This window comes from Paraburkholderia phenoliruptrix (assembly GCF_902859825.1).
Taxonomy (GTDB): domain Bacteria; phylum Pseudomonadota; class Gammaproteobacteria; order Burkholderiales; family Burkholderiaceae; genus Paraburkholderia; species Paraburkholderia phenoliruptrix.
Genome location: NZ_CADIKB010000010.1, coordinates 43283 through 65867, shown reverse-complemented (window position 1 = coordinate 65867; position 22585 = coordinate 43283). Strand labels below are relative to the sequence as shown.

Here is a 22585-nt window from a genome sequence, read left to right as displayed (position 1 = left end):
TTACGGCGGGTGCAGCATCGGATTGATGCGCTCCGCGCGCGGAATGGTCGGTAAACCCAATGGAAGAGAGACGGTTTCACCGGAGGGCGGCGTTAAGAACGACCGCCACGGCGCGCGCAGCGCCGCCGGAGGAATGACTGCCTTGTCATGAGCGCGCAATGTGCGAGGGAACAGATTCCAGATGCACCACTGCCCCCTCCAAGCCAGGGGACCCACTTATGAGCTGGCGGTGTGAGCCGCTTTCTTTGCCTACTTTCTTTGCGGCATGCAAAGAAAGTAGGTGCCGCCCCGCACAGGGGCAACACCAATAAACCGACACGAATACAAGGAAAGGCCAAGGGGTTTAAAAAACCCAAACCACAGACAAAAAAAACCACAACAGAAAAGAGAAGCCCAAATGCTAGACCGAATAACAGCAATGCGCATCTTTCTCCGAATAGTGGACACCAACAGCTTCACCCGTGCAGCGGAATCCCTGAATATTCCGCGTGCGACGGCGACCACTATCGTCCAGAACCTGGAAGCCCTGCTCGGCACGCAGCTCCTCGCCCGCACCACCCGGCGTATCAGCGTCACGCCCGAAGGCGCGGCCTACTATGAACGGTGCGCGCAGATCCTCGCCGACATCGACGAGATGGAAGCGAGCATCCGTCACGCCACCGACAACCTCACGGGCCGCCTGCGCATCGAAATGCCCGGCGCGGTGGCAAGCGCAATCGTGCTGCCCGCCCTCGACGATTTTCATACGCGCTACCCGAACCTCGATCTCGCCATCGGCGTCAGCAATCGCACCGTCGATCTGATTTCAGAAGCCATCGACTGCAGCATTCAGCTCGGGGAACTGCCCGACTCGAATCTGGTGGCGCGGCACCTCGGCACGCTCGAACACGTGACCTGCGCGAGCCCCGGTTACCTCGCGCGCTACGGCACGCCCACGAGTCTCGACGATTTGCGCGGACATGTCGCCGTCAATTGCATGTCGCCGCACAACGGCCGCGAGGTCGCTTTCGATTTCGAAGTGGACGGTGAGGCGCGAAGCGTCAAGGTGAATGGGTTCATCAAGGTCAGCGACGAGCAGGCTTATCTCACCTGCGGTCTGCGGGGCCACGGGCTGATTCAACCGGCGCGAATCGCCGCGCAGCCGTACCTGGACTCGGGAGAATTGCGCGAAGTATTGCCGCAATGGAAGCCGGTGCCGATGCCGGTCTCCGTCGCGTATCTGAAGAATCGTCACGTGTCACCGCGCGTGCGTGCCTTTGTCGACTGGCTCGCGGAGCTGTTCGAAAAGGCCGAGCACGTCGATCAGGACCTGTCGCGCGTGCGCCAATTGTTGCGAGGCCTGCATCCCGCGTGAAGCGCGTGCAATGCAGGCTCGCAGCAGTATCGACGCGTCAGCCTGGCAGCGGCACCGGTCGCGTCAGCAAGTCCACGTAGAAATTGAAGAAGCTCTGGTTGTCGAAGCGCTTGATGATCGTCATCTTCTGCAAACCGGCCGGCGGAGAACTCGGATAGCCGGTAGCTTTCCCATCATTGGCGCCGAAGCTCGTGTCCACGTCCACCCACTCGTCCACTGTCTGTGTCGCAAATGAAGGGTGCATCAGATAGCCGAGCGTCAATGTGTCCCAGATGTTCGTCGTGTAGTTCGGGTTCGTCTCGAAGCCGTTCTTGCCGTCGAAGCCATAACCGTTCAGCGTCTTGAACAACTGGGTAATGATGGTCTGTTTGCTCGGGTCGTGCGCGACACGATCGTAAAGCGCCTTATCCATCTTCACGGTGTCGGTGACATCGAGCGGAACGACCACCTGTTTGATCGGCAGGCGCAACACCTCTTTGGCCGCTTCAGGATCGAACCACCAGTTGAATTCCGCCGTCGGCGTGGTATTGCCCGGCACGTCGATCGCGCCGCCCATATAAATGATCTGCTTGATCAACGGCACGATCTCGGGATGCTGGCGTGTGGCGAGCGCGATGTTGGTCAATGGTCCGATAGCAAGAATCGTGACTTCGCCGGGATTCTGCTTGACTGAATCGACGATGAAATCCACCGCGCTTTTGCTCTGCACTTTGGTGTGAGTCGCGAAGCCGTCGGGCGGCGCGACGAGGTCGCTATCCGACTTCGGCTCGGGCCTTCCCCACGCGCCGAGATAACCGTCGCCGCCGGGGAATTGCGCCATTTCCGCCTGGATGGTGGCGAAATCGTGCGACAGTGCATAGTTGGCGCCTGCATAGATGCCGATCTGCTTGTCGACGCCGAGCCGCTCCACGGATTTCAATGCGTCCGCCACGCCCTGTTTCAACCACTGATTGCCGGATACCACGGTAATGCCGAGCACCTTCAACGATCCTTGCGCCTGCAATTGCGCCGCCATGACGCCGAGCTGACCGTCGTCGCTCAGCGTGTTGTAGTCGCTGTCGATAATGACTTTCGGGGGATTGGGAGGATTCAGATTGCTGCCGCCGCACGCCGCAATCGCGAGAGCAGTCACGACGCTTGCTACATACTTCAATGCCACGAGAAACCGCTTCATTGATGTCTCCTGTTCTATCGCATCGGTGTGCGACTCGGGAGGTTCATCATAGACGGAAAGGCAGCGAAATCAAACCGAAGGGTCAATGAAGCTCGCAAACGACACGAGCTTCGCAGTCCTTCAGTCCGGTACGCCGCCTGTGCGGCGAATCAATCAGGGTTGACGCGCTTGCGGCGTGGAGCCCGGGCAAGCCGGGTCTTTGCCCCAATGGCCGTCGCACACGCGCCAGCGGCACAACTGGTCTTCGAAAAAGCCTCGCTGGCCGCACTCTTTCACGCGCTCGGCGAGCTTCGCGTTGCCGGGCGCGGCGCTCGCCACCTTAGTCGCGGCATTGCTGCCGCCCGTTTTCGTATCGGCCGGTTTGGTGCGTGCAACCAGCGCGGCCAATAGATCGGCGTCCGAATCATCTTTCGACGACGTGTCCGGCTTCGACTTCTTCGATTGAGCAGCGGCAGTCGTCGTGGTGGACCGATGAGCGCCTGCACTGGCCGTGGCGCTTTCCTTCTTGCCGCGCGTCGTAGCTTCGTGTCTGCTCGTGCTCGCGACCGCCGAACGCTTGTCGTGCTTCGGCGTGGACGCGACCGGCTGCGCCGCTGAACCCGACGCGCCGGCTGAAGCGGCTGCAGCAATCGAAGCAACCGGCGTCGACGCACTCGTCGTCTCCGCACCGGCAGCAAGCGCGCGAGACAAGCGGCTTTCCATCGCGCCCGCCGCTGCCGACGCGGAGGTGGCAGCAGCTTTGCTGTCGCTGTCGTCGGCGATGATGGTCGCGGCTTGTGACGAGGCAGGCGCTGCTGCCCGCGCATTCGCGGCAACCGGCACTGCGTCGCTCGCGGCCGATGCCGGCGCAGCCGCCTTCGCGATGTTCACGGCGCTCGCCGGTGCCGCCGCAGCCAGCGTTTCGTTCTGCTCGCGCTGCTGCATATGCCATGCGCCCCACCCGCCCGCCGCAATCACGAGCAAAGCGGCAAGCGCAAGCGGCGTTCTGGACCGGCGCGGCTTTTCGGCAGGCGGCGCGACGCGGCCTTCCAGATTCGCAAGAATTCGCGAACCATTGCCGTCGGCGCCTTTAGCCTTATCGGATAACAGGCTTGGCGGGGCTTTGGAATTTGAATTTTCCGGCGCACTCATTCACTGTCTCATTGAATCCTGGATTATTTCGCCGCGATAATACCGCTCCGGCTCCTCTCCGAGCAGGCCTGATTCTAAGAGCAAGCATTACAAAATACAATTGTTTCCAATTTCCGGGGTCGCCATTGATTGCCGTAGTACTTCTTGCCTATTTCACCGTCGCGGTCCTCATCGCGGCAATGCTGCTTTTGCCGGCAGTGCGTGCTTCCTTATTAGGCGCCGCGCAGACGATTCACGGGCGTGTTATGCGCCGCGCATCGAGGAGTGCATCTCGCGCGCGCAGTCAATTGGCCCGCTCGGCAAGAATTTCGCAATCCACCGTCATTGATGTGAAAAAATTACTGGCACGTCGGCGCTTGCTGATTTTTACCACCACAGGTATTCTTGCGACGCCGCCATTGGTGGCATTGGGATTACGCGGCCGTCAGTTATTTCAATTTGACGACACCGCGCGGGTACCGGACGAAAAAATCGCTGCTTTATTGAACGGCGAACAGCTCGTGCCCCCGCCGCCGCTGCCGCCGGAGGTGTTCGCCACGCGGGAGGTGGAGCAGATCCGGCCGGCGCTGAAGGACGCAAGCCGCGACTGGAATTTGCTCGACGCCGATTTCCGAACGCGTTTATTGCTCGTCTACAAAATCATGCACGAGCAGTACGGCTACGAAATGGCCCTGCTGGAAGGTTATCGCAGTCCGGAGCGGCAAAACCGGCTCGCGCAAATTGGGAGCAATGTGACCAATGCCGCTGCGTTTCAAAGCTATCACCAATACGGTCTTGCGGCGGACAATGCGTTTCTGCGCGACGGCAAGCTCGTCATTTCAGAAAAAGATCCCTGGGCCATGCGAGGCTATCAGTTATATGGACAAACAGCCGAGCAAGTCGGTCTGACATGGGGCGGCCGCTGGAAAATGATGGATCTCGGGCACGTTGAATATCACAAACCCGGCTTCGTCCTCGGGCGGGGTCATTAAGACGAAGCGGCACAAGAGGTTGGAAAATGGGGCGTTCAATCAATATTTCTGGCAAAAAGCGGCAATATGAACCGCAATCCGGCATACGCAGTCGCATACGCCCCGCCGCTATTCATGATGCCGTCGATTGCGAATTTAACAATTCAGCCGCTTTCGTCCTCCGCATGAATCGGCTTTCGTTTTCTTTCAAGCCATTTTCAAACGCCGCCCCTCTCGTGATGCCGTTTGCCACAGCACGCGCCACAACACATATCACCAAGACCTGAACGGCTTATGCGACGCTTTCTCAACGTGTTGACCCATCCACGCACGCTCTCGATCATCGGCCTGCTCGCGCTCGCTGCGGTCCTCTTCGTCGGCGCCGATACACTGCAGATCGACCTGATGTGGCCGGCCATCGCGCTCGCTGCGCTCGTCGCGCTATGGCTGCTCGTATGGGTGGTGCGCCGCCTGCGCGCGCGTCGCGCGAACGATAAGCTCGGCGAAATGCTCGAGCAGCAGGCGGAAAAGCAGAGCGCCGACGCGGGACCGGCGCCCACGCCGGCGCGCCAGGCGGAACTCGACGTGCTGCGCACGCGCCTCGTCGACGCGGTCAAAACCATCAAGACTTCGAAGATCGGCCAGCTGTCGGGCGGCTCGGCCCTGTATGAACTGCCGTGGTACATCGTGATCGGCAATCCCGCCGCGGGCAAAAGCAGCGCCGTGCTGAACTCGGGCTTGCAGTTCCCGTTCGCCGACAAGAACAACGCGGTGATCCACGGCATTGGCGGCACGCGCAATTGCGACTGGTTCTTCACGACAGAGGGCATTCTGCTCGACACGGCAGGACGCTACTCCGTGCATGAGGAAGACCGTACCGAATGGCTCGGGTTTCTCGGCCTGCTCAAGAAGTTCAGGCCCAAAGCGCCGATCAACGGCATCATCGTGACCGCGAGCATTGCGGAACTCACCAGCAGCAAGCCTGAATTCGCCATCAATCTTGCGAAGAACCTGCGCCAGCGCGTGCAGGAATTGACCGAAAAGCTGGAGGTGTTCGCGCCGGTCTACGTGATGTTCACCAAGGCCGACCTGATCACAGGCTTCACCGAATTCTTCAGCGGCAGCGACCGTCACGAATACGACCGCGTGTGGGGTGCCACCCTGCCCTAGGCAACAAGCTCTCGCCAGGCCAACTGAGCTTCCCGCTCGAATTCTCCACGATCAAGCCCGCGCTTCGCGCCTTTCTCGCCACGCTGTTTGAAACAAACCCGTTCCAGTACAAGCCGATCTTCCGCGGCTTCTATTTCACGAGCGCCTTGCAGGAAGGCGAAACCAGCAGCGCCGCGGCCACGCGCATCGCGAACCGCTTCGGCCTGAGCGCCGAAAGCATGCCGAAGCCGCAGAGCGCGTTCTCAAAGAACGGGTTCTTCCTGCGCGACCTCTTTTCCAAGGTCATCTTCGCGGACCGGCAAACGGTCAGGCAATTCGCCAGCCCCGCGAAGACGCGCATGCGCTATGCAACGTTTTTCGGCTTCGTCGCCGTGCTCGCGCTGGCGCTCGGCGGCTGGACATGGTCGACCGTCAACAATCAGCAACTCGCGGAGAACGTCAAGGCCGATCTCGACAACGTCGTGCGTTTGCAGCAGAACCGCAACGACCTGCAATCGCGACTGCAGGCAATGGACGTGCTCGAAGACCGTATCGATCAGCTCGAACAGTTCCGCCGCGACAAGCCGCTCGCTGTTTCGCTCGGCCTGTATCAGGGCGATCGTCTCGAACAGCGTCTTCTGACCGAGTACTACAACGGCGTGCGCCAGATTCTGCTGGATCCGGTTTCGCAGAACCTCGCGTCGTTCCTCAAGGACGTCAACGCGCATCCGGATCAGCTCGCGCCGCTCAATCGCACACCGGACGCCGCCGCGATTCCCGTCTCGACGCATAGCGCCATGACGGCGAGCGGCCAGGGCGGCCTTTACAGCGACGCGTCGCCTACCAATGTGGAAGACGCATACAACGCGCTCAAGACGTACCTGATGCTCGGCGACAAGCGTCACGTGGAAACGGCTCACCTGACCGACCAGGTGGCGCGTTTCTGGCGCGGCTGGCTCGAAACGAATCGCGGCAACATGCCTCGCGACGAAATGATCCGCAGCGCCGAGCGCATGATCACCTTCTACCTGTCCCGCGTGTCCGACGACGACTGGCCGATGATCGACCAGAACCTCGGCCTCGTCGATCAGACTCGCGAGAACCTGCGTCGCGTGGTGCGCGGCATGCCGGCGCGTCAGCGCGTCTATGAGGAGATCAAGGCGCGCGCCTCCACCCGCTTTGCGCCGATGACCATCGCGCGCATCGTCGGTGAGAACAATACGGCGCTCGTGGCGGGCAGCTACGCGATTCCCGGCACATTTACGCGGGAAGCGTGGTTCCAGTATGTGCAGCCCGCGATTCGCGAGGCGGCGACGAAGGAATTGCAGGCGAAAGACTGGGTGCTCAACACCTCCGCGCATGACGACCTGACGCTCGAAGGCAGCCCCGAGCAGATCCAGAAAGCACTGGTCACGATGTACAAGACCGAGTATGCAATGCACTGGCAGAAGTTCATGCAAGGCATCGCGGTGCAGAGCTTCGGCAGCTTCGGGCAGGCTGTGGACGCGATGAACCGTCTTGGCGACCCGCAGGATTCGCCGATCCGCAAAGTACTCGAAACCGCGTATGACCAGACTTCGTGGGACAACCCGTCGCTCTTCAACGCGAGCCTGAAACGCGCGCAAAGCGGCGTGACGAGCTGGTTCAAGCAATGGTTCTCGCGCGCGCCGACCGGCCAGCTGAACGCGAACATCGACATCAACGGCAATCCGGTGGAAATGCCGATGGGTCCCATCGGACAGGAATTCTCCGCGCTGGGGCGTATTGTCCAGACGGGCGACAACGGCTCGATGCTCAAGGGCTATATGGACACGTTGTCCAAGGTCCGCACGCGCTTTAACGTCATCAAGAACCAGGGCGATCCGGGACCGGGCGCGCGTCAGCTCATGCAGCAGACGCTCGACGGCAGCGGCTCCGAACTCGCGGATTCGCTCAAGTATGTCGACGAGCAGATGTTGACGGGCCTCACCGATTCGCAGCGTAAAGCCCTGCGTCCGCTGCTCGTACGCCCTTTGATGGCCGCGTACGCCGTGGTGATCCAGCCTGCCAGCGTCGAAGTCAACAAGGTGTGGAATGCACAGGTGTACCAAACATTCCAGAACTCGCTCGCCAGCAAATATCCGTTTGCCGGCGACGCGAAGGTGGAAGCCGGTGCAGGTGAAATCGCGCAGGTGTTCGGACCGGACGGCTCGATTGCGAAGTTCGTCGGGACCACGCTCGGGCCGCTCGCGGTGCGCCGCGGCGACACGCTGACAGCGCGCACATGGGGCGACATGGGCCTCGCGCTCACGCCGGACTTCACGAATGGGTTCGCGCGCTGGGTCGCGCCGCTTGCGGGCGGTGCAGCGGGCGCGTCGGCAGGCCAGAGCTCGGCGGAACCGCAGACCGTGTTCCAGATCCTGCCGCAGCCGAGCAGCGGCACGACCGAGTACACGCTCGCCATCGACGGCCAGCAGATGCGTTACCGCAACACGCCGCCGCAATGGACCAACTTCGTGTGGCCGAATCCGTCGGGGTCGCCCGGCGCCACGCTGTCGGCCACGACCTTCGACGGACGCACCTTGCAACTCGTCAACGAACCGGGCCGCTACGGTCTCGAGAAGCTGATCAATTCGGCGCAGCGCAAGCGTCGCCCGGACGGCACCTTCGATCTGTCGTGGACGCAAGGCAACGTGACGGTGGCGGTCAGCATGCGCATCATCAGCACGTCGCAAGCCTCGGGCGGCAGCAGCGACGCGCCGCAGCAGCAAAGCCTGCGCGGGCTGCGTCTGCCTTCTTCGGTGGCGGACGTAAGCGCGGCGGCCAATTCCGTCGCTGCCACGAACACAGCCAGTAGTGCGGCGCCCGTCGCGTCGGCGGTGCCGGCGGCGCGGCCGGCCACGGCCGCGGTTTCGAATACAGGAGGTGCGCAATGACGCAGACCGTGCAGGCGCAGATCGCGTACTTCGGCAAGATTCCCTCGCGCGGCGACTTTGTAAAGAGCCCGCATAACCCGCAGCTGCTCGCCACGCTCGACCGCTGGATCGCCGAAGCAATGGAGCTGCTCACCGACGATCCACGCTGGAAGATCGTCTACGAAAACGCGAAGCCCATGCACTTCGCGTTTCTCGGCTCGCGCAGCAAGCTAGCGATTGCTGGCCATATGGTTGCAAGTCACGACCAGTCGTCGCGACGCTTTCCGTTTCTTGCCGCCACCGCGCTCGAGGTCGAGAAGCCGCTCACGTTTCTCGCGCACAGTCCCCTCGCATTCGCGCGTTTGTGGTCGCGTGTGTCGGCGCAAATGAAGCCCCTGCTCGGCGCAAGCGAGCCGGCCGGCGCATTGCAGGCGCTCGGCGAAACGCAGGTGCCCATTGAAATCGGCGGCGGCCCGGGCAATCCGCATGACGGCACCTTCAACGATTTCGTCGAACACCAGACGCTCGCCGGGCTCGAACAGATGCTGCTTGCAAGCGGGCATCCAGTGCGCCTGCGCGGCGCGATGCTCGCGCTGGGTTCGCTGCTGCGTCCGGTCATGCAAAGCGGCTCGTCGCATCTCGAACGCGGGCTCACGCTCCCCCTGCCCAACGACCCGTTCTATCGCAGCCTCGTCGCGGCTTTCTGGCTCGAACTGATTGCGCCGTTCGTCGCGCAGGCGGATTTCGAACTGGCCATTTTCATCGGCACGATCGCGGAGCGCGAGCGGCTCATCATCGGCTTTAACGGTGCGTCGGCGAAAACGCTGCACAGCGTGGTCGATCCGCAAGCCTATGCAGCACACAACATCGACATCGACGACCCCGAGTGGATCGACGAACACGCACAGAACGACCATGGCATCAGCAAGCTCGTCAGCTATCTCGACCAACCGCAACTGTCCTTGCGCGTCAGCATCGACACGTTCCGCGAAGCCTTCACGGGAGCGTAACGCGATGATCACATCACGCACTCGTTCAGGCGCGCTGCTCGTGAGTCTGCTCGTGGGCCCGCTCGTTATGGGCCTGGTCAGCCCGCTCGCTCGCGCCGACAACGACGGTCCGGCTCGCGTCACGCCGGTCGACAACAGCAGCATGTCGATTCGCACGACGGCGCTGCCCTCCGCTTCGTCCAGTGCGCCTCCGCTCAACACCGCGGGCCTCGCGAGCGGCACGACCGGCGCCGGCACCGGCGCGGTGACGGCGTCGCCGCCGCCCGCCAATGCGACGCCGGGCCAGGTCGTGGTCGGCGGCAAGGTGCCCGACGAAGCCACCAAAGCCGCTGTGCTCGCGCGTTTGCGCGACACGTATGGCGCGGCTAACGTCGTCGATCAGATCGAGGTCGCCGACGTCGCGACGCCGCCGAACTGGTCCGCGAATGTGCAAAAGCTGATCGGCCCGCAACTCAAGCAGATCAGCAAGGGGCAGTTGAAAATAGACGGCACGCAGATCGACGTGAAGGGCGAAGTGCGCAACGAGTCGCAACGCCAGCAACTCGCGAGCGACATGGCGAATGCGCTGAATCCCACTTATACGATCAAGAACGGCTTGCGCGTGAGTGCCTCCGAGCAGGGCCTGCTCGACCAGACGCTCGCCAATCGCACGATTGAATTCGAAACCGGCAGCGCGACGCTCACGCCGCAAGGCCGCGCGATTCTCGACCAGATGGCGGCGGCCATGCAGAAGATGACGACAAAGACCGTCGCGATCATCGGTCACACGGACAACTCGGGCAACCGCGCGTCGAATATCGCGCTGAGCCAGGCACGCGCCGATGCCGTGAAGGGTTACCTCGTCGCCAAGGGCATTCCACCGCAGCAGATGAGCACGACGGGCGTCGGGCCCGACCAGCCGATCGCGTCGAACGATACGGCGGACGGACGCGCGCGCAACCGGCGTATCGAGTTTCGCGCGGGGTCCTAACTATATTGGCGGCCTGCTTGCGGGCACGGCACACATGAAAAAAGCCCGACTCGGTCAATCGACCGCAGCCAGGCTTTTTTCCATTTCAACGCGGGCATCTAGCTGTTTTCTTCGGGCTTCACACCCAGCAGCTCGCGTATATGCGCGAGCGACCCGTCGTCTTTCACCACCGTGGAGAGCCACTGGTGCAGCGGCATGTCGGCGGCCTCCGCAGCTTTGTCGGCGAAGTATGCAGCCGGATTGTGGGGCTCCGTGCTGCGAAAGAACCGCGCCACGGCACGCAACTGGGCGACCGCGTGCGCGCGGCTCTGGATTCCTGCAATGGCGGTGGTCGGCGTAGAGGTCAACACAGGCTCCTCGCGTTGCAGTGAGGTTTTGAACGTGGGCTCCGCACGTTCGTGTTCATGGGACGTCGCCGCGCTCGCGCCACTGGCGGGCGCCTGCTGCGCCTGGATATTCGCGCCCAGCTCGCGCGCAAAGCGTTCGGCAAGACGGAACACGCTTTCACACGCGTCCCTGGCTTGACGGAAGCTCGGCGCGGAGTCGGCAGCGCGGCGGTCCAACTCCTGCTCCAGCGCGAGCATCGCCGCTTCGAAAGCCTTCAGCTCGGCCAGCAACGTCGAGTAAAACGCGGGGGGCGTGGCACGCTTTGACGCGTCGATCTGCTCAATGGAAGGCTTGCCGCGAGCGATGTCGTCGGCATGATCGGGATCGCGCTTCACGGCTTGCGCAACGTGCGCGGCGACGTCCCAGTCAATTGTGCTGTACACGTTTCCTTGCGACGACGTCAGCGGCATCGCACGCAGCAGATCGCCGGTTCGTCCCACGAGCCACGCCACATTGCCGAGGCGGTACTCGGTATCGTCGCCCTCCGGCAGCGGATGGACTGCATCCCAATACTTTTCGCACAACCCGGTCAGCAGCGCGTATCCCTGTGTGAGGCCGGTTATGCCCTCCTCGATGGCGAGTGCTTCCGTGAGCCAGACCGCGAGGCGCAAGTCTTTGGTCTGCGTCTGCAGCAACGCACTGGAGCGCTCCACCACGAAAGGCCAGTCGGCTTCCTTGATGTCGGTGACCCATTCGCCTTGATCCAGCGACGGGTCTTCAAAACGCCGCGCGTGCTGGATCGCATCGAAATCGGCGGAAAAGAGCAGATCTTCACCGCAGGGCGCAGCCTCTGTAATGGGAGCAAGCAGCGTGTTCAGGTTGATCGGCATGGCATAGAGCTATCAATTTGCATTCATGAGACCGCTTATACAACGGCATAGTCGAAGTCGCCGGCTTCGGTCGCGCGCACCGAAATGCGCTCGATTGTCGCCCCGTTCGCGATTCGTCCCAGCACGTGCTGCGCGACTTCAGGCAACAGCGTGCCGTTCAGAATATGGTCGACGTTGCGCGCGCCGGAGTCCACTTCAGTGCAGCGCGCCAGCACCGCATCGACGAGCGACTCGTCCCACTCGAACACGGCTTTGTGATTCGATTCGATACGGCGGCGAATTCTCTGCAGCTTCAATTCGATGATCTCGGCGAGCACGTCGTCGGAAATCGGGTAGTACGGCACCACTTTCATGCGGCCTAGAAATGCCGGTTTAAACGCTTTGTACAGTTGCGGACGCAACGTTTCGGCAAGTGCGTCGGCATCGGGCAACTCCTCGGCGCTCTTGTTCAGACAAGCCTGCATGACCGCTTGCGAACCGACATTCGACGTGAGAATGATGAGCGTATTGCGAAAGTCGATTTCACGGCCTTCGGCATCGTCCATCGTGCCTTTGTCGAACACCTGGAAAAACATTTCGAGTACATCGGGATGCGCTTTTTCCACTTCGTCGAGCAGCACCACCGAATACGGGTTGCGGCGCACTGCCTCGGTCAAGACTCCGCCCTCGCCATAGCCGACGTAGCCGGGCGGCGAGCCTTTGAGACCCGAGACGCTGTGCGCTTCCTGGTACTCGCTCATGTTGATGGTGACCATCTTGCGCTCGCCGCCGTACAGCACGTCGGCGAGTGCGAGGGCCGTTTCGGTCTTGCCGACGCCCGAGGGTCCGACGAACATGAACACGCCGCGCGGTTTGTTCGGATCTTCCAGATTGGCACTGGCCGTACGCACCCGCTGCGCGACCGCTTCGAGCGCATGGTCCTGGCCGATCACCCGGGAGGCAAGCAGCGGCTGCAGGTTTAACACGGTCTGAATTTCGTCCTTGACCATGCGGCCGAGCGGAATACCCGTCCACGACGCAACGATTTCAGCCACCACGTGCCCATCCACCTGCAGCGGGACCATGGGCTCTGCGTCCTGCAGCGCATGCAATTCGGCCACGCGCAGCGCGAGGGTTTCGTGCGCCTGCTGTGCTTTGTGCGCCTCGTCGGCGTCGGCGCTGCTCACGCGCGCCGCGTCGATGTCCGCGCGCAGCGCCACGATCTCCGTAACGAGCGCACGTTCCTTGTCGTAGCGTGCCTCGTCTTCGGCAAGATGCTTCAGGTCTTCTTCGCGCAGATCGCGCAATTGCGCGAGCCGTTCCTCGTGTTGAGCGCCGCTCGCCGCTTCTCGCTCGAGCGCGGCAATTTCCGCGTCGATGCGCTCGAGGCGCTTTTTCGTATCGTCGATTGCCGCCGGTGTCGAACTATGCGCGAGCGCCACTTTTGCACACGCGGTGTCGAGCACGCTGATCGCCTTGTCCGGCAGTTGCCGGCCGCTAATGTAGCGATGCGACAGCCGCACAGCTTCTGTGATGGCGTCGTCGAGCACGCGCACATTGAAGTGCTTTTCCATGAGCGACGCCATACCGCGCAGCATGGCCGCCGCGAGCGTCTCGCTCGGCTCTTCGATCTTCACGACCTGGAAACGGCGCGCGAGTGCGGCGTCTTTTTCGAAGTACTTCTTGTACTCGCTCCACGTCGTTGCCGCAATCGTTCGCAGTTCGCCGCGTGCGAGCGCGGGCTTCAGTAGATTTGCCGCATCGTTTTGCCCTGCCTGACCGCCGGCACCGATGATCGTATGCGCTTCGTCGATAAACAGAATGATCGGATGCGGGCTCTTCTTCACCTCGTCGATCACATTTTTCAGGCGATTCTCGAACTCGCCCTTCACACTCGCGCCAGCTTGCAAGAGGCCCATGTCGAGCACGTGCAGTGCCACACCTTTGAGCGGAGCGGGCACGTCGTCTGCCGCAATGCGCAGCGCGAGACCTTCGACCACCGCCGTCTTGCCGACACCGGCCTCGCCCGTCATGATCGGATTGTTCTGGCGGCGCCGCATCAGGATGTCGATAGTCTGCCGAATCTCGCCTTCGCGACCGATCACCGGATCGATCTTGCCTTCGCGCGCGCGCTGCGTGAGGTTGCTGGTGTAGGTATCGAGCGCGGGGGTTCGCGACGGCGCGCCCGGCGCCGAAGCCAAAACTTCCGGATTGTCCGCGCCTTCTTCTGCGCGTTGGACGTCATGACTGCGCTCGGCTTCTCGCGAGCCCGCCGTCACCTCGTCGATTTTGTGCTTCAGATCGGTCACGCGTACATCCCGCAAAAGCGGCGACATGCGCTCGGCGAACTGCGCGAGATCCGGCGCGCTCAGCAATGCGAGCAGCAAATGGCCGGAACGGATGCGCCCGATCTGTGAATCGAGCGATGCAATCAGCCACGCCTGTTCGAGCAGATCGATCAGATGTTTCGAGAACACCGGCGTGCGCGTATTGCCGCTTTTGAAGCGCTGCAATTCACGTTCTATATCTGCGCGCAACGCATGGGAATCGATTCTGCTTGCACGTAGCGCGAGCGCAACATCGCTTGCCGGTTCGTCGAGCAACGCCACGAGCAGATGCTCGAGGTCCACCTCGTAGTGACCGCGCGCGAGACAGTTGTTCGCCGCCAGCAACGCTGCCTGACGGCAGGTCGGATTGAGTTTGGCGATGAGGGTGTTGAGGGACGTGCTCATGTCGTGCGATCCGGTCAGGTTCTATCGTTATGGTCAGTGAATCACATGCAGTTCGTAGCGGGCATCGGTGCGGTCGCGCTCGGCGTCGCGCGTCGAGAGGAAAGTGTCCCAGCCAAGGCGCGCGCCTTGACTCAGCAGCGTCGGCCCCACCGCCTCGCGTCGCAGCACTAGCGACACTTCGTATTCGAGCGTGACGCCGGCGAGCAGCGTCAGCATGCGTTCGAGTGCCACCGCGCGATCGGCGCCCGGCAGAAAGGCCTCGTAATCCGCCTTGTCGAGCGGGCCGATGACGAGCCGTGCCCGCATGTCGCGCTGCCACACGCGCTCGCCCGCCAGCGCCGTTGCGCCGAGTGTCGCGTTGACACTGCCGAGTACGGTCAATTGATCGCGCGGTACGTCATACCATTTGCCAACGAACTGCTCAACGCGCACCGGTACCTTGAAGTAGTCCGACAGCGTGCGTTGCAAGTAGGCCGCCGAAACGGGCCGGTGTCTCGCGGGCAGTGCATAGCCTGCAATCGCTTCGTCGAACAGCGCACCGTCTCCGCTTTGCAGGCTGCTGCGGGTGTCGTTGTCGGATACGCCGGCAAGCGCAAGCAGCAATGGCAAATAGCGTTCGTCGCGATCCAGTTCGTAGTGGAACGGCAAGCGGTACTTTTTCCACGCCGCATAGAAGAGCGCAGTGGCCCGATTCGAAAAGACATCGAAGAACTCGCGCGCGGCGCGGTCGCGCTTGATCTGTTCACGCGCGATGATCTGCTCGGTGTAATGCAGCGGCAACGCGCCCTGCCCGCCGAGCAAACCGAAAAACGCCGGCGTAATGTCCACTTTGTCGAGCAAGCCGTTTTCGAGCGCCTCCGTGCGCTGCGGCTTTTCCTTTAGCGCGGCGCCGTTGTCGTCGTAGGATTGCGCGCCGTGAATTTCGCTCGGCGGAAATGACATGGACAGCGAATTGCGAAAGGCAATGCGCTGCGCGACGATGTCGCCGGATCTGCCGGTGGCCGACGGCGCTTGCTGTGCGAACCACTTCTCGAGCACGCGCACCGCCTGAAAAAACTCAAAGCGGTGCGGCTCATCGAGAAGCTGCTCGACTACGCCAGGATCGATTCGCCGCTGCGCGGTTTGCATCGCAAGATCTCCTCGCCCGTGCGTTTCGACACGACGACCAGTTGCACAAAGCTGTTCAGATGCACGTACAGCCCGAAGAATGTATCGATCACTCGCACGAACGACGCGAGACTCGTACCCACAAAATGTTCTTCGTCGATAGTCAGGCGAATTTCTATGCCGCGCACGAAAGTCGCGAACGGTTTGCCGCTAAGCCATTGCACGGCCGCACGCTGCTCGATTTCGACAAGCCCGTCGATATGCCGCGCCGATACCGCCGTGCGCCGCAGATCGTAGAGCACCAGCATTTCCTTCAACGCGGAAAGACCGCTGTTCGTCAGAGACACGTGATTCAGCGCAAGATGTGAAATCAGCCGCCAGTGCGCCGCGCGTCCCCGTTCGAAACGCACGCTCGGCGTCGGCCGGCGCAGCATCGCGATGCTGCCGGTCAGCGATCCGCCTTCCAGAAACAGATCGCCGCCCTCCAGACCCACCGCGAGCCCCGCGGGCAAATCGCGATTGGTGCAGGTGAGATCGAGGCTCAACGTATCGGTTTGCGGTGCGGCCGGTTCGAAGTCGATGTCGACAATCGAAATCTCCGTCTCGTAGCCGGGGCTTTTTTGCGCAACCCAATCGTTGCGCCGCGCGAACCAGTAGTGTCCGGCGCGCGCGGCTTCTCCATGATGCAGCGAATAGAACGGCCGGAACTCAGTCACGGATTCCTGATGCGCCTGTTGCCTGACGAGCTTCACCGAATCGATGGAATAAACCTCGTATGCGAAGGCGCGGCGCGCTTCGGCCACCACCGGGTAAGAGACCGCCTGATGGTTCACGCGAATCGGCTCGCCGTGCTGCTCGAACAGGTTGACGACCGGCGTGCAGAAGAGCCGGAAGTGGTGCGCGGACAACGCGTCGAGAAGGCGCGCCACATGCGAATCGCTGCGCACTTCTTTCAGCACCACATGCAGCGTGAGGCGCTGGCAGCGGCCCGCGGTTCGCGTCATGGCCGCGAGGTCGAAGTCGGCGAAATTGAATTTGTCCGGGAAGGCAAAGTACTCGGTGAGAAGCCGGTAAGCCGGGTGCGATTTCGCCGGATAGTCGATCAGTGCGTCATGTTCATCAAAACCCGCTTGCGCGAGAGGCGGCGTGCGCAATGGCGTCCACACGCCGCGCCGGTCCGCCTCCACATAGGTCGCCATTGCATTGACGAACAGGCAGTCCGCCAGCGCTGCGATAAACGACTGCTCGCCATGCAGATACGCGCGCAATGTGCTGACTTTCAATGCAGACAGGTCGAGTTGCGCAGCGGTCGATTCAAAGGTGATGGACAGGATTGCGGTGGCATTGCCCGGCAATACCGTCGCGCTCGGCGCCATGGCCACCGACGTGTACTTCGCCTCGGAAATGCGCAGCGGTGCGAGCGTGACGTCGTACGCGGTGCGGAAACGGCACTGCACACCGCGAATGGGCCGCGACTTCAGTTCGGTGCCGCGCTCGATGACAACCGGTTCGGTCAGATGGCTCAGCGCCGCGGAAGTGCCCAACTGCGCGATAGAACAGGAGGGAAAGGGCCGCAGATAGTGCGGGTACAGCACTTCCAGCAGCGCTTCTGTGAATTCGGGGTAGTCGTCGTCGAGCTTCTTGTTGATGCGCGCGCCGAGCAATGCGAACGACTCGATCATCCGCTCGACGTGCGGATCTTCGCAGTGCTCGCCGGACATGGCAAGACGCGCCGCGATCTTCGGGTAGCGCTCGGCGAAATCGCGCGAATAGCGCCGTAGAAACGACAGTTCGCGCTCGTAATACGGCAGCAATTCTTCCATCTATCTATCCCCGCACCCGAACCTTCAGCGCTCGACTTCTTCGCGCCGTTGCGCGTCACGGCAGCAGTCAGGCGGTATTGAAGCCGGGCGTATTAAACAAAAAACAGTACTTACAGTTTCGCGCGTGCGCGCGTCACCGAGTATTGCAATGTGGAAGGCTGCAACATTGCGTCGAAACTCACCGGTTCTTCTGCCGGATGAACGACCAGCAGCGCCTGAATGGCGAAGTAAAGCGCATTGGTCGATTGTTCGTTCAGTTCGAGTGTGACCGATACCTGCTGCAAGCGCGGCTCATGCCGTGCAATGGCCTGCTGAATCGATTTACAGATGAACGTGCGGTCATAGTGACTCGCGAGACTCAGACCTGCGAAGTCGTTCAGACCATAAGTAAGCACGGAGCGCTGACACTCGGGCAAAGCGGCCAGCTCGTGCTCGGTCAGCGCAATGCGCGTATTCAATATTGCCTCGACGTCGCGCGCGACCGTGCTTTTCAATTCGTCCAACGACAATTGCCGCATCGCCGGGGAAGCCGGCAAATGCGGTTCGTCGTCGAACAGCTTGTCGAGAAAGCTGGGTTCGAAGCGTTTCATCAGCGTCCGAAGAAGCGGTTCATGCTACGCGCGCCGCGCGCTGTGGCCCTTTCAGGCATGGCGCCACGGCGCACGCACCTGCGTTACACCGCGTAAGTCTTGTCGTTCTTCGTCAGGCTCCACGCGCCCTGCGCATTGCCGCCCTGATTGCCGCCGATCTTCTGCTGCGTGTACTTCCACTGCACGGCAGCGTACTTCAGCGAGAATTGCTCGCTCGGCAAACCTTCGCCCACGACGCTCGGCGTGACGCTCGAGATGATCACGTATTTGAGCTTCACTTCGAGGTACTTGATGCGATTGCCTTCACCGTCCGAACGCATGAAATCGATCGTGACTTCGTCGAACGTCGTGCCGCCCGATGCGTGCTGATAAATCAGCGGGCTCACCACGTCGATGTCTTTCGTGAACACCATGTCGGCGTGTTCGCAACGCTCGGACGTGTGGCCGCCTGCGGTGGATGCCGTCGCCGAACGCGGTTGCGTGATTGCGTGGCTCCACGAATCGATTTCGATCCAGCCAGCGTGATCCTTATCGGCGGACTCGCCTTTGATCGCCGGATTGCCGAATTTTAAATAGATGTCCTTCATAACTCATCGACTCCCCAAAGAGGTGGTTTTAGCAGCTAGCCCGGGCGGCCGGCCCGGGCTTTCTGAATCTGGTTTATGAATTGGCCGGTTTCGGCAGATCGGCGACGAGCCGCAACGAAATGGACAGTTCGTCGAGCTGGAAATGCGGGCGCAAAAACGCGACGGAACGATAGGCGCCGGGCTTACCAGGAATCTCCGACACCTGAATCGATGCTTCGCGCAGCGGGAACTGCGCTTTCTGTTCCTGTGTGGCGTTGTCGTCCAGCAGCACGTACTGCGAGATCCAGCGATTCAGGAACACTTCCACGTTTTGCGCCGACGCGAAGCTGCCGATCTTGTCGCGCATCATCGCCTTCAGGTAATGCGCAACGCGCGATACGGAGAAGATGTACTGCAATTGCGCGGACAGAACGGCGTTGGCATTGGCGCTGTCGGTGCTGTATTTCTTGGGCTTTTGCACCGATTGCGCGGCGAAGAATGCGGCGTAGTCGGAGTTCTTGCAATGCACGAGCGGAATGAATCCGAGGTCGCTCAATTCTTTTTCGCGGCGGTCCGTAATCGCGATTTCGGTCGGGCATTTCAGCGCGATTTCGCCGTCGTCGGTCTTGAACGTGTGGGTGGGCAGATCTTCGACCAGACCGCCGCCTTCCACGCCGCGAATCGCGGCGCACCAGCCGAAGTCGTCGAATGCGGCCGTGAGACGCGCGGCGAACGCCCATGCCGCGTTACACCACAGGTACTTGCTGTGGTCGGTGCCGTCCACGTCCTCGACGAAGTTGAAGCCTTCCGCCGTGGCGCCGTCTTTCGGATTGAACGGCAGGCGGCCGAGAAAACGCGGCAACGTGAGGCCGACGTAGCGCGAGTCTTCCGAGTCGCGAAACGACTTCCACTTGGCGTATTCAACCGTATCGAATACTTTGCCGAGGTCGCGCGGCTTGCCGAGATCGGCAAACGTTTCAAGGCCCAGCAATTCGGGCGACGCCGACGCGATAAACGGCGCATGCGCGGCCGCTGCGACGTGCGACATCTGTTCGATGAAGTACACGTCTTCGGGCTGGCGCGTGACCTCGAAGTCGCCGATGATCGCGCCGAACGGCGAGCCGCCGAACGTGCCGAACTCTTCTTCGTAGATCTTCTTGAAGAGCGCGCTCTGGTCGAATTCAATCGCGGTCTTGAAGTCGCGCACCAGATCGCGCTTGGGTGCATGCAGCGCCTTGATCTTGACCGTGGCGCCGGTGTTGCTCTCCTTGCACAGATAATCGAGCCCGCGCCACGTGCTTTCCATGCGCTGGAACTCGGGCGCGTGCATCACCGCGCTCAACTGCGCCGAAATGAGGCGGTCGAGTTCGGCAACGCGCGCGTCGATGGTGGCCGACAGATTGTCGGAAACGACCACCGTGCCGTCGAGCACCTCGCGCACGAGTTCGCCGATCAGATCTTTCGCGCGCGCGTGTTCGGAATCCGACTTCGCCACGCGGCTTTTCTCGACGATCTCGTCGAGCAGCGTGGATTCGGCGCCGCTTTGCGCAGTGGCGAGTTGAGCTGCTGCCGTTTGCTGATTCATCTCACACCCCGTACTTATTCGCCTTGCTTGTCGTGATCCGGCGCGCCGCCGTGGTCTTTCGCCAGCGTCTGCAGCTGCTGCGTGTTGTTGAGCACTTCGGAGAGCAGGTCTTCCAGCTTGTCGTTGCCGGCCAGCTTGTTGCGCAGGTCGGCAAGCTTCGAGCGCGCTTCGAGCAGACGCCGCAGCGGCTCGATTTGCGCGACCACTTCGTCCGGATTGAAATCGGCCATCGACTTGAAACGCAGATCGACTGCGAATTTGCCGCCGGCTTCGCTCAGACGGTTGTCCACCTGAAAAGCAGCGCGCGGCTCGATCGCCTTCATGACGTCGTCGAAATTGTCGCGGTCGATGTTGACGAACTTGCGATCGCGCAGCTTCGGCTGTTCGACTTCCGACTGCCCCGCCAGATCGGCAACCACGCCGACGACGAACGGCAGCTCCTTGACTTCGATCGCATCGCCGCGCTCCACCTCATAGGTGAGCTGCACGCGGGGCGGCCGCACTTTCTGCAAGCGTTTTTGTATGCTTTCTTTCTTCGCCATCGTCGGCTCCCGAATGCGGATGTGAGGCGTGAAGATCAGCGCAGCGCGCTGAACGGATCGGACGCGCCGCCGCTTTGCGCGGCCTTGGCGGGCGCTGCCGGCGCAGCGGGCGCGGGCGCCGCCGGAGCAACCGGCGTGGCGGCCGGCGCCGCGGCGCTGGTGCTCGCCTCCGGCGTTTCCCCGGCCTTGCTCTTCGTGACGCGGCGAATCACGCGCTTCTTCTTCTGAGCCGGCTTGTCGTTGGGATCGGGCGGAAACAGCGTGGCCTCGCCAAGCGTGTCGCGCAACTGCTTCGCGAGCGCCTGCGCGTCCGATTTAGCGTCGCCCGCGAGCGACGCGTCCTGGCGCAACTCGCCGAGCGATTGCGTGGCGACGCGCAGACCGGCAACAGCCAGCACGCTCTTTGCCTGACGGTCGGTCTGGTCGCGCTGCAGCGCTTCTTGCGCCGCGACGATGGCCTGGCCGTAGTGGCCCTGCGCGAACTGGATCTGCGCAATGCGCGACCACGGCTCTTCGCGCGTCGGATCCGATTTTGAAAGCTGCTGATAAAGCGCGATGGCGCGGTCCTGATCTCCGCCTTTAGCGACCGTATCGGCGTCCGCGAGTTGCTTATTAAAAGCCTCCGGTGTGGTTGCCGCATTGTTGCCCTGTGTCGCGCAACCGGCGATCACGCCGCAAGCCAACACTACCCCAGATAGTTTTACTAACAGACGGTCATTCATCGTTTTTCACCGACGTGCGATTTTTTAATTCGAGGGAGAAACCGGAGTTTTGCTTTGCTTCAAGTGCGCGGGTATAGTACAGGCCAATTTTCGATATTTCAACTTTCATGTGAAGAAGCATTGCACGAAAAAAATCCGCATGGTTCTTTAAAACGGGACATGCAGAAATTGTTTCCTGGCGCAATAGTCCGGGCTGAGACGCCGGAAAAAATTTCCACTCGTGGCGCAGAAAGTCTGCTCACACCAGCATTACATGCGTGTTGCATAAAGCGCCAGCGAATGGCAGAAAGCGGCAGAACGCGGCATTCGTTGCCAAAATCTGTCCGGAAGCATTTGTTAATGGATGTTTAGACGGGGGACGGCGGCCAGCCGGTCGAGGTATATGAATTCGCGTCTTGTTCGCCATGCATCGTTATTGATTATAGAGGCCGCCGCATGCGCCCTTCTCGGCGGTTGCGCCGCGGGCGTGACCGTGCTCGGAGCCGCGGCCAACGCGGCTTTGCAGGCAAGCGGCCTCGGCAAGCCCGATGTGCCGGACGCGCAGAAACCGCCACGCAATGTCCCACTTACGTTATATGCGGCGCCGAATCTGAATGCCGCGAATGACAAACGGCCATTGGCACTGGTCGTGCGGCTTTACGTGCTGAAAGACCCCACCTCCTTCCAGCAGGCGCCATTCGACGCATTTACCGACGCCACAAAGGAAAAGACCACGCTGGGCGGCGATTTGCTCGGCGTGCGCGAAGTGACGCTAATCCCGGGCCAGCGTTACATTGTTACCGAAAAGGTGTCGCGAGAAGCGCAGGCATTCGGTATCGTCGCGCTATTCCGCGATCCGGCCATGCAGCGTTGGAAATTCGCCTTCGATCCGGCGAAGTCGGAGAAATCCGGCATAATGGTCGGCCTGCATAACTGTGCAATGACCGTGACCAACGGCACGGTGATCCCGCCGGAACAGGGATTGCCCGCGCAGCCGCTCAATATGCTTTCTTCGGTGAGCTGCGGTTAAAAAGTACGGTGACAAGGCGATTTAACATTTTCAGAGAATTAACCATGCGACGCCCGAATCGGGTTATTGCGGGCGCGCCGC

General features: G+C 61.5%; 17 protein-coding genes and 1 pseudogene. 7 read left to right on the top strand and 11 right to left on the bottom strand.

What is annotated here, in order from left to right; translation table 11 throughout:
• Positions 1-397: 397 nt before the first annotated feature.
• Positions 398-1354, top strand: a complete 957-nt coding sequence (locus tag HV711_RS13240; RefSeq protein ID WP_013592108.1) for a LysR family transcriptional regulator — start codon at positions 398-400, stop codon at positions 1352-1354.
• 37 nt (positions 1355-1391) lie between these two features.
• On the opposite strand, the gene HV711_RS13235 is transcribed toward HV711_RS13240, so the two are convergent.
• A complete protein-coding gene (locus tag HV711_RS13235; RefSeq protein WP_035478526.1) occupies positions 1392-2528 on the bottom strand; it encodes a nucleoside hydrolase in 1137 nt (378 codons plus the stop codon).
• 153 nt (positions 2529-2681) lie between these two features.
• The gene (locus HV711_RS13230; protein WP_035478525.1) at positions 2682-3659 is read right to left on the bottom strand and encodes a hypothetical protein; all 978 of its coding nucleotides are present in this window, start codon (positions 3657-3659) and stop codon (positions 2682-2684) included.
• A 125-nt stretch (positions 3660-3784) separates the two neighbouring features.
• On the opposite strand from HV711_RS13230, the gene HV711_RS13225 reads away from it, so the two are divergent.
• The 5 genes and pseudogenes from HV711_RS13225 (at position 3785) to HV711_RS13205 (ending at position 10632) form a co-directional block, all read left to right on the top strand.
• The gene (locus HV711_RS13225; protein WP_013592105.1) at positions 3785-4630 is read left to right on the top strand and encodes a M15 family metallopeptidase; all 846 of its coding nucleotides are present in this window, start codon (positions 3785-3787) and stop codon (positions 4628-4630) included.
• Between the two features lie 26 nt (positions 4631-4656).
• Complete coding sequence (locus tag HV711_RS13220; RefSeq protein WP_156946596.1) at positions 4657-4896, top strand: hypothetical protein; 240 nt, start codon at positions 4657-4659, stop codon at positions 4894-4896.
• Between the two features lie 7 nt (positions 4897-4903).
• A pseudogene (locus HV711_RS13215) lies at positions 4904-8673 on the top strand (type VI secretion system membrane subunit TssM).
• Positions 8670-9662, top strand: coding sequence for a type VI secretion system-associated protein TagF (tagF, locus tag HV711_RS13210; RefSeq protein ID WP_014973298.1), 993 nt, complete (start codon positions 8670-8672; stop codon positions 9660-9662). Before HV711_RS13215 ends, tagF begins: the two are co-directional and overlap by 4 nt.
• A 4-nt stretch (positions 9663-9666) precedes the next feature.
• The gene (locus tag HV711_RS13205; protein ID WP_035478523.1) at positions 9667-10632 is read left to right on the top strand and encodes an OmpA family protein; all 966 of its coding nucleotides are present in this window, start codon (positions 9667-9669) and stop codon (positions 10630-10632) included.
• A 98-nt stretch (positions 10633-10730) separates the two neighbouring features.
• On the opposite strand, the gene tssA is transcribed toward HV711_RS13205, so the two are convergent.
• From tssA to HV711_RS13160, 9 genes are all read right to left on the bottom strand, one after another.
• Positions 10731-11849 (bottom strand): type VI secretion system protein TssA, encoded by a 1119-nt coding sequence (tssA, locus tag HV711_RS13200; RefSeq protein WP_035478522.1) that lies wholly within the window; start codon positions 11847-11849, stop codon positions 10731-10733.
• Between the two features lie 35 nt (positions 11850-11884).
• A complete protein-coding gene (gene tssH, locus HV711_RS13195) occupies positions 11885-14560 on the bottom strand; it encodes a type VI secretion system ATPase TssH (protein ID WP_035478521.1) in 2676 nt (891 codons plus the stop codon).
• A 33-nt stretch (positions 14561-14593) separates the two neighbouring features.
• The gene (tssG, locus tag HV711_RS13190) at positions 14594-15688 is read right to left on the bottom strand and encodes a type VI secretion system baseplate subunit TssG (RefSeq protein ID WP_035478519.1); all 1095 of its coding nucleotides are present in this window, start codon (positions 15686-15688) and stop codon (positions 14594-14596) included.
• On the bottom strand, positions 15652-17490 hold the full coding sequence (tssF, locus tag HV711_RS13185) for a type VI secretion system baseplate subunit TssF (protein WP_035478516.1): 1839 nt from the start codon (positions 17488-17490) through the stop codon (positions 15652-15654). The genes tssG and tssF overlap by 37 nt, the downstream gene beginning before the upstream one ends.
• 110 nt (positions 17491-17600) lie before the next feature.
• Positions 17601-18080, bottom strand: a complete 480-nt coding sequence (gene tssE / locus HV711_RS13180) for a type VI secretion system baseplate subunit TssE (protein WP_013343176.1) — start codon at positions 18078-18080, stop codon at positions 17601-17603.
• Between the two features lie 83 nt (positions 18081-18163).
• The gene (locus HV711_RS13175; protein WP_013592096.1) at positions 18164-18667 is read right to left on the bottom strand and encodes an Hcp family type VI secretion system effector; all 504 of its coding nucleotides are present in this window, start codon (positions 18665-18667) and stop codon (positions 18164-18166) included.
• 73 nt (positions 18668-18740) lie between these two features.
• Positions 18741-20231, bottom strand: a complete 1491-nt coding sequence (gene tssC, locus HV711_RS13170) for a type VI secretion system contractile sheath large subunit (protein ID WP_014973292.1) — start codon at positions 20229-20231, stop codon at positions 18741-18743.
• A gap of 14 nt (positions 20232-20245) precedes the next feature.
• The gene (gene tssB / locus HV711_RS13165; protein ID WP_013592094.1) at positions 20246-20773 is read right to left on the bottom strand and encodes a type VI secretion system contractile sheath small subunit; all 528 of its coding nucleotides are present in this window, start codon (positions 20771-20773) and stop codon (positions 20246-20248) included.
• A gap of 35 nt (positions 20774-20808) precedes the next feature.
• Positions 20809-21495 carry a tetratricopeptide repeat protein gene (locus HV711_RS13160; RefSeq protein WP_082201408.1) on the bottom strand — a complete coding sequence of 229 codons (687 nt, stop codon included), beginning with the start codon at positions 21493-21495 and terminating at the stop codon, positions 20809-20811.
• A 382-nt stretch (positions 21496-21877) separates the two neighbouring features.
• Between HV711_RS13160 and tssJ the strand changes: the two genes are divergently transcribed.
• On the top strand, positions 21878-22504 hold the full coding sequence (gene tssJ, locus HV711_RS13155) for a type VI secretion system lipoprotein TssJ (protein ID WP_013592092.1): 627 nt from the start codon (positions 21878-21880) through the stop codon (positions 22502-22504).
• Positions 22505-22585: the final 81 nt, after the last annotated feature.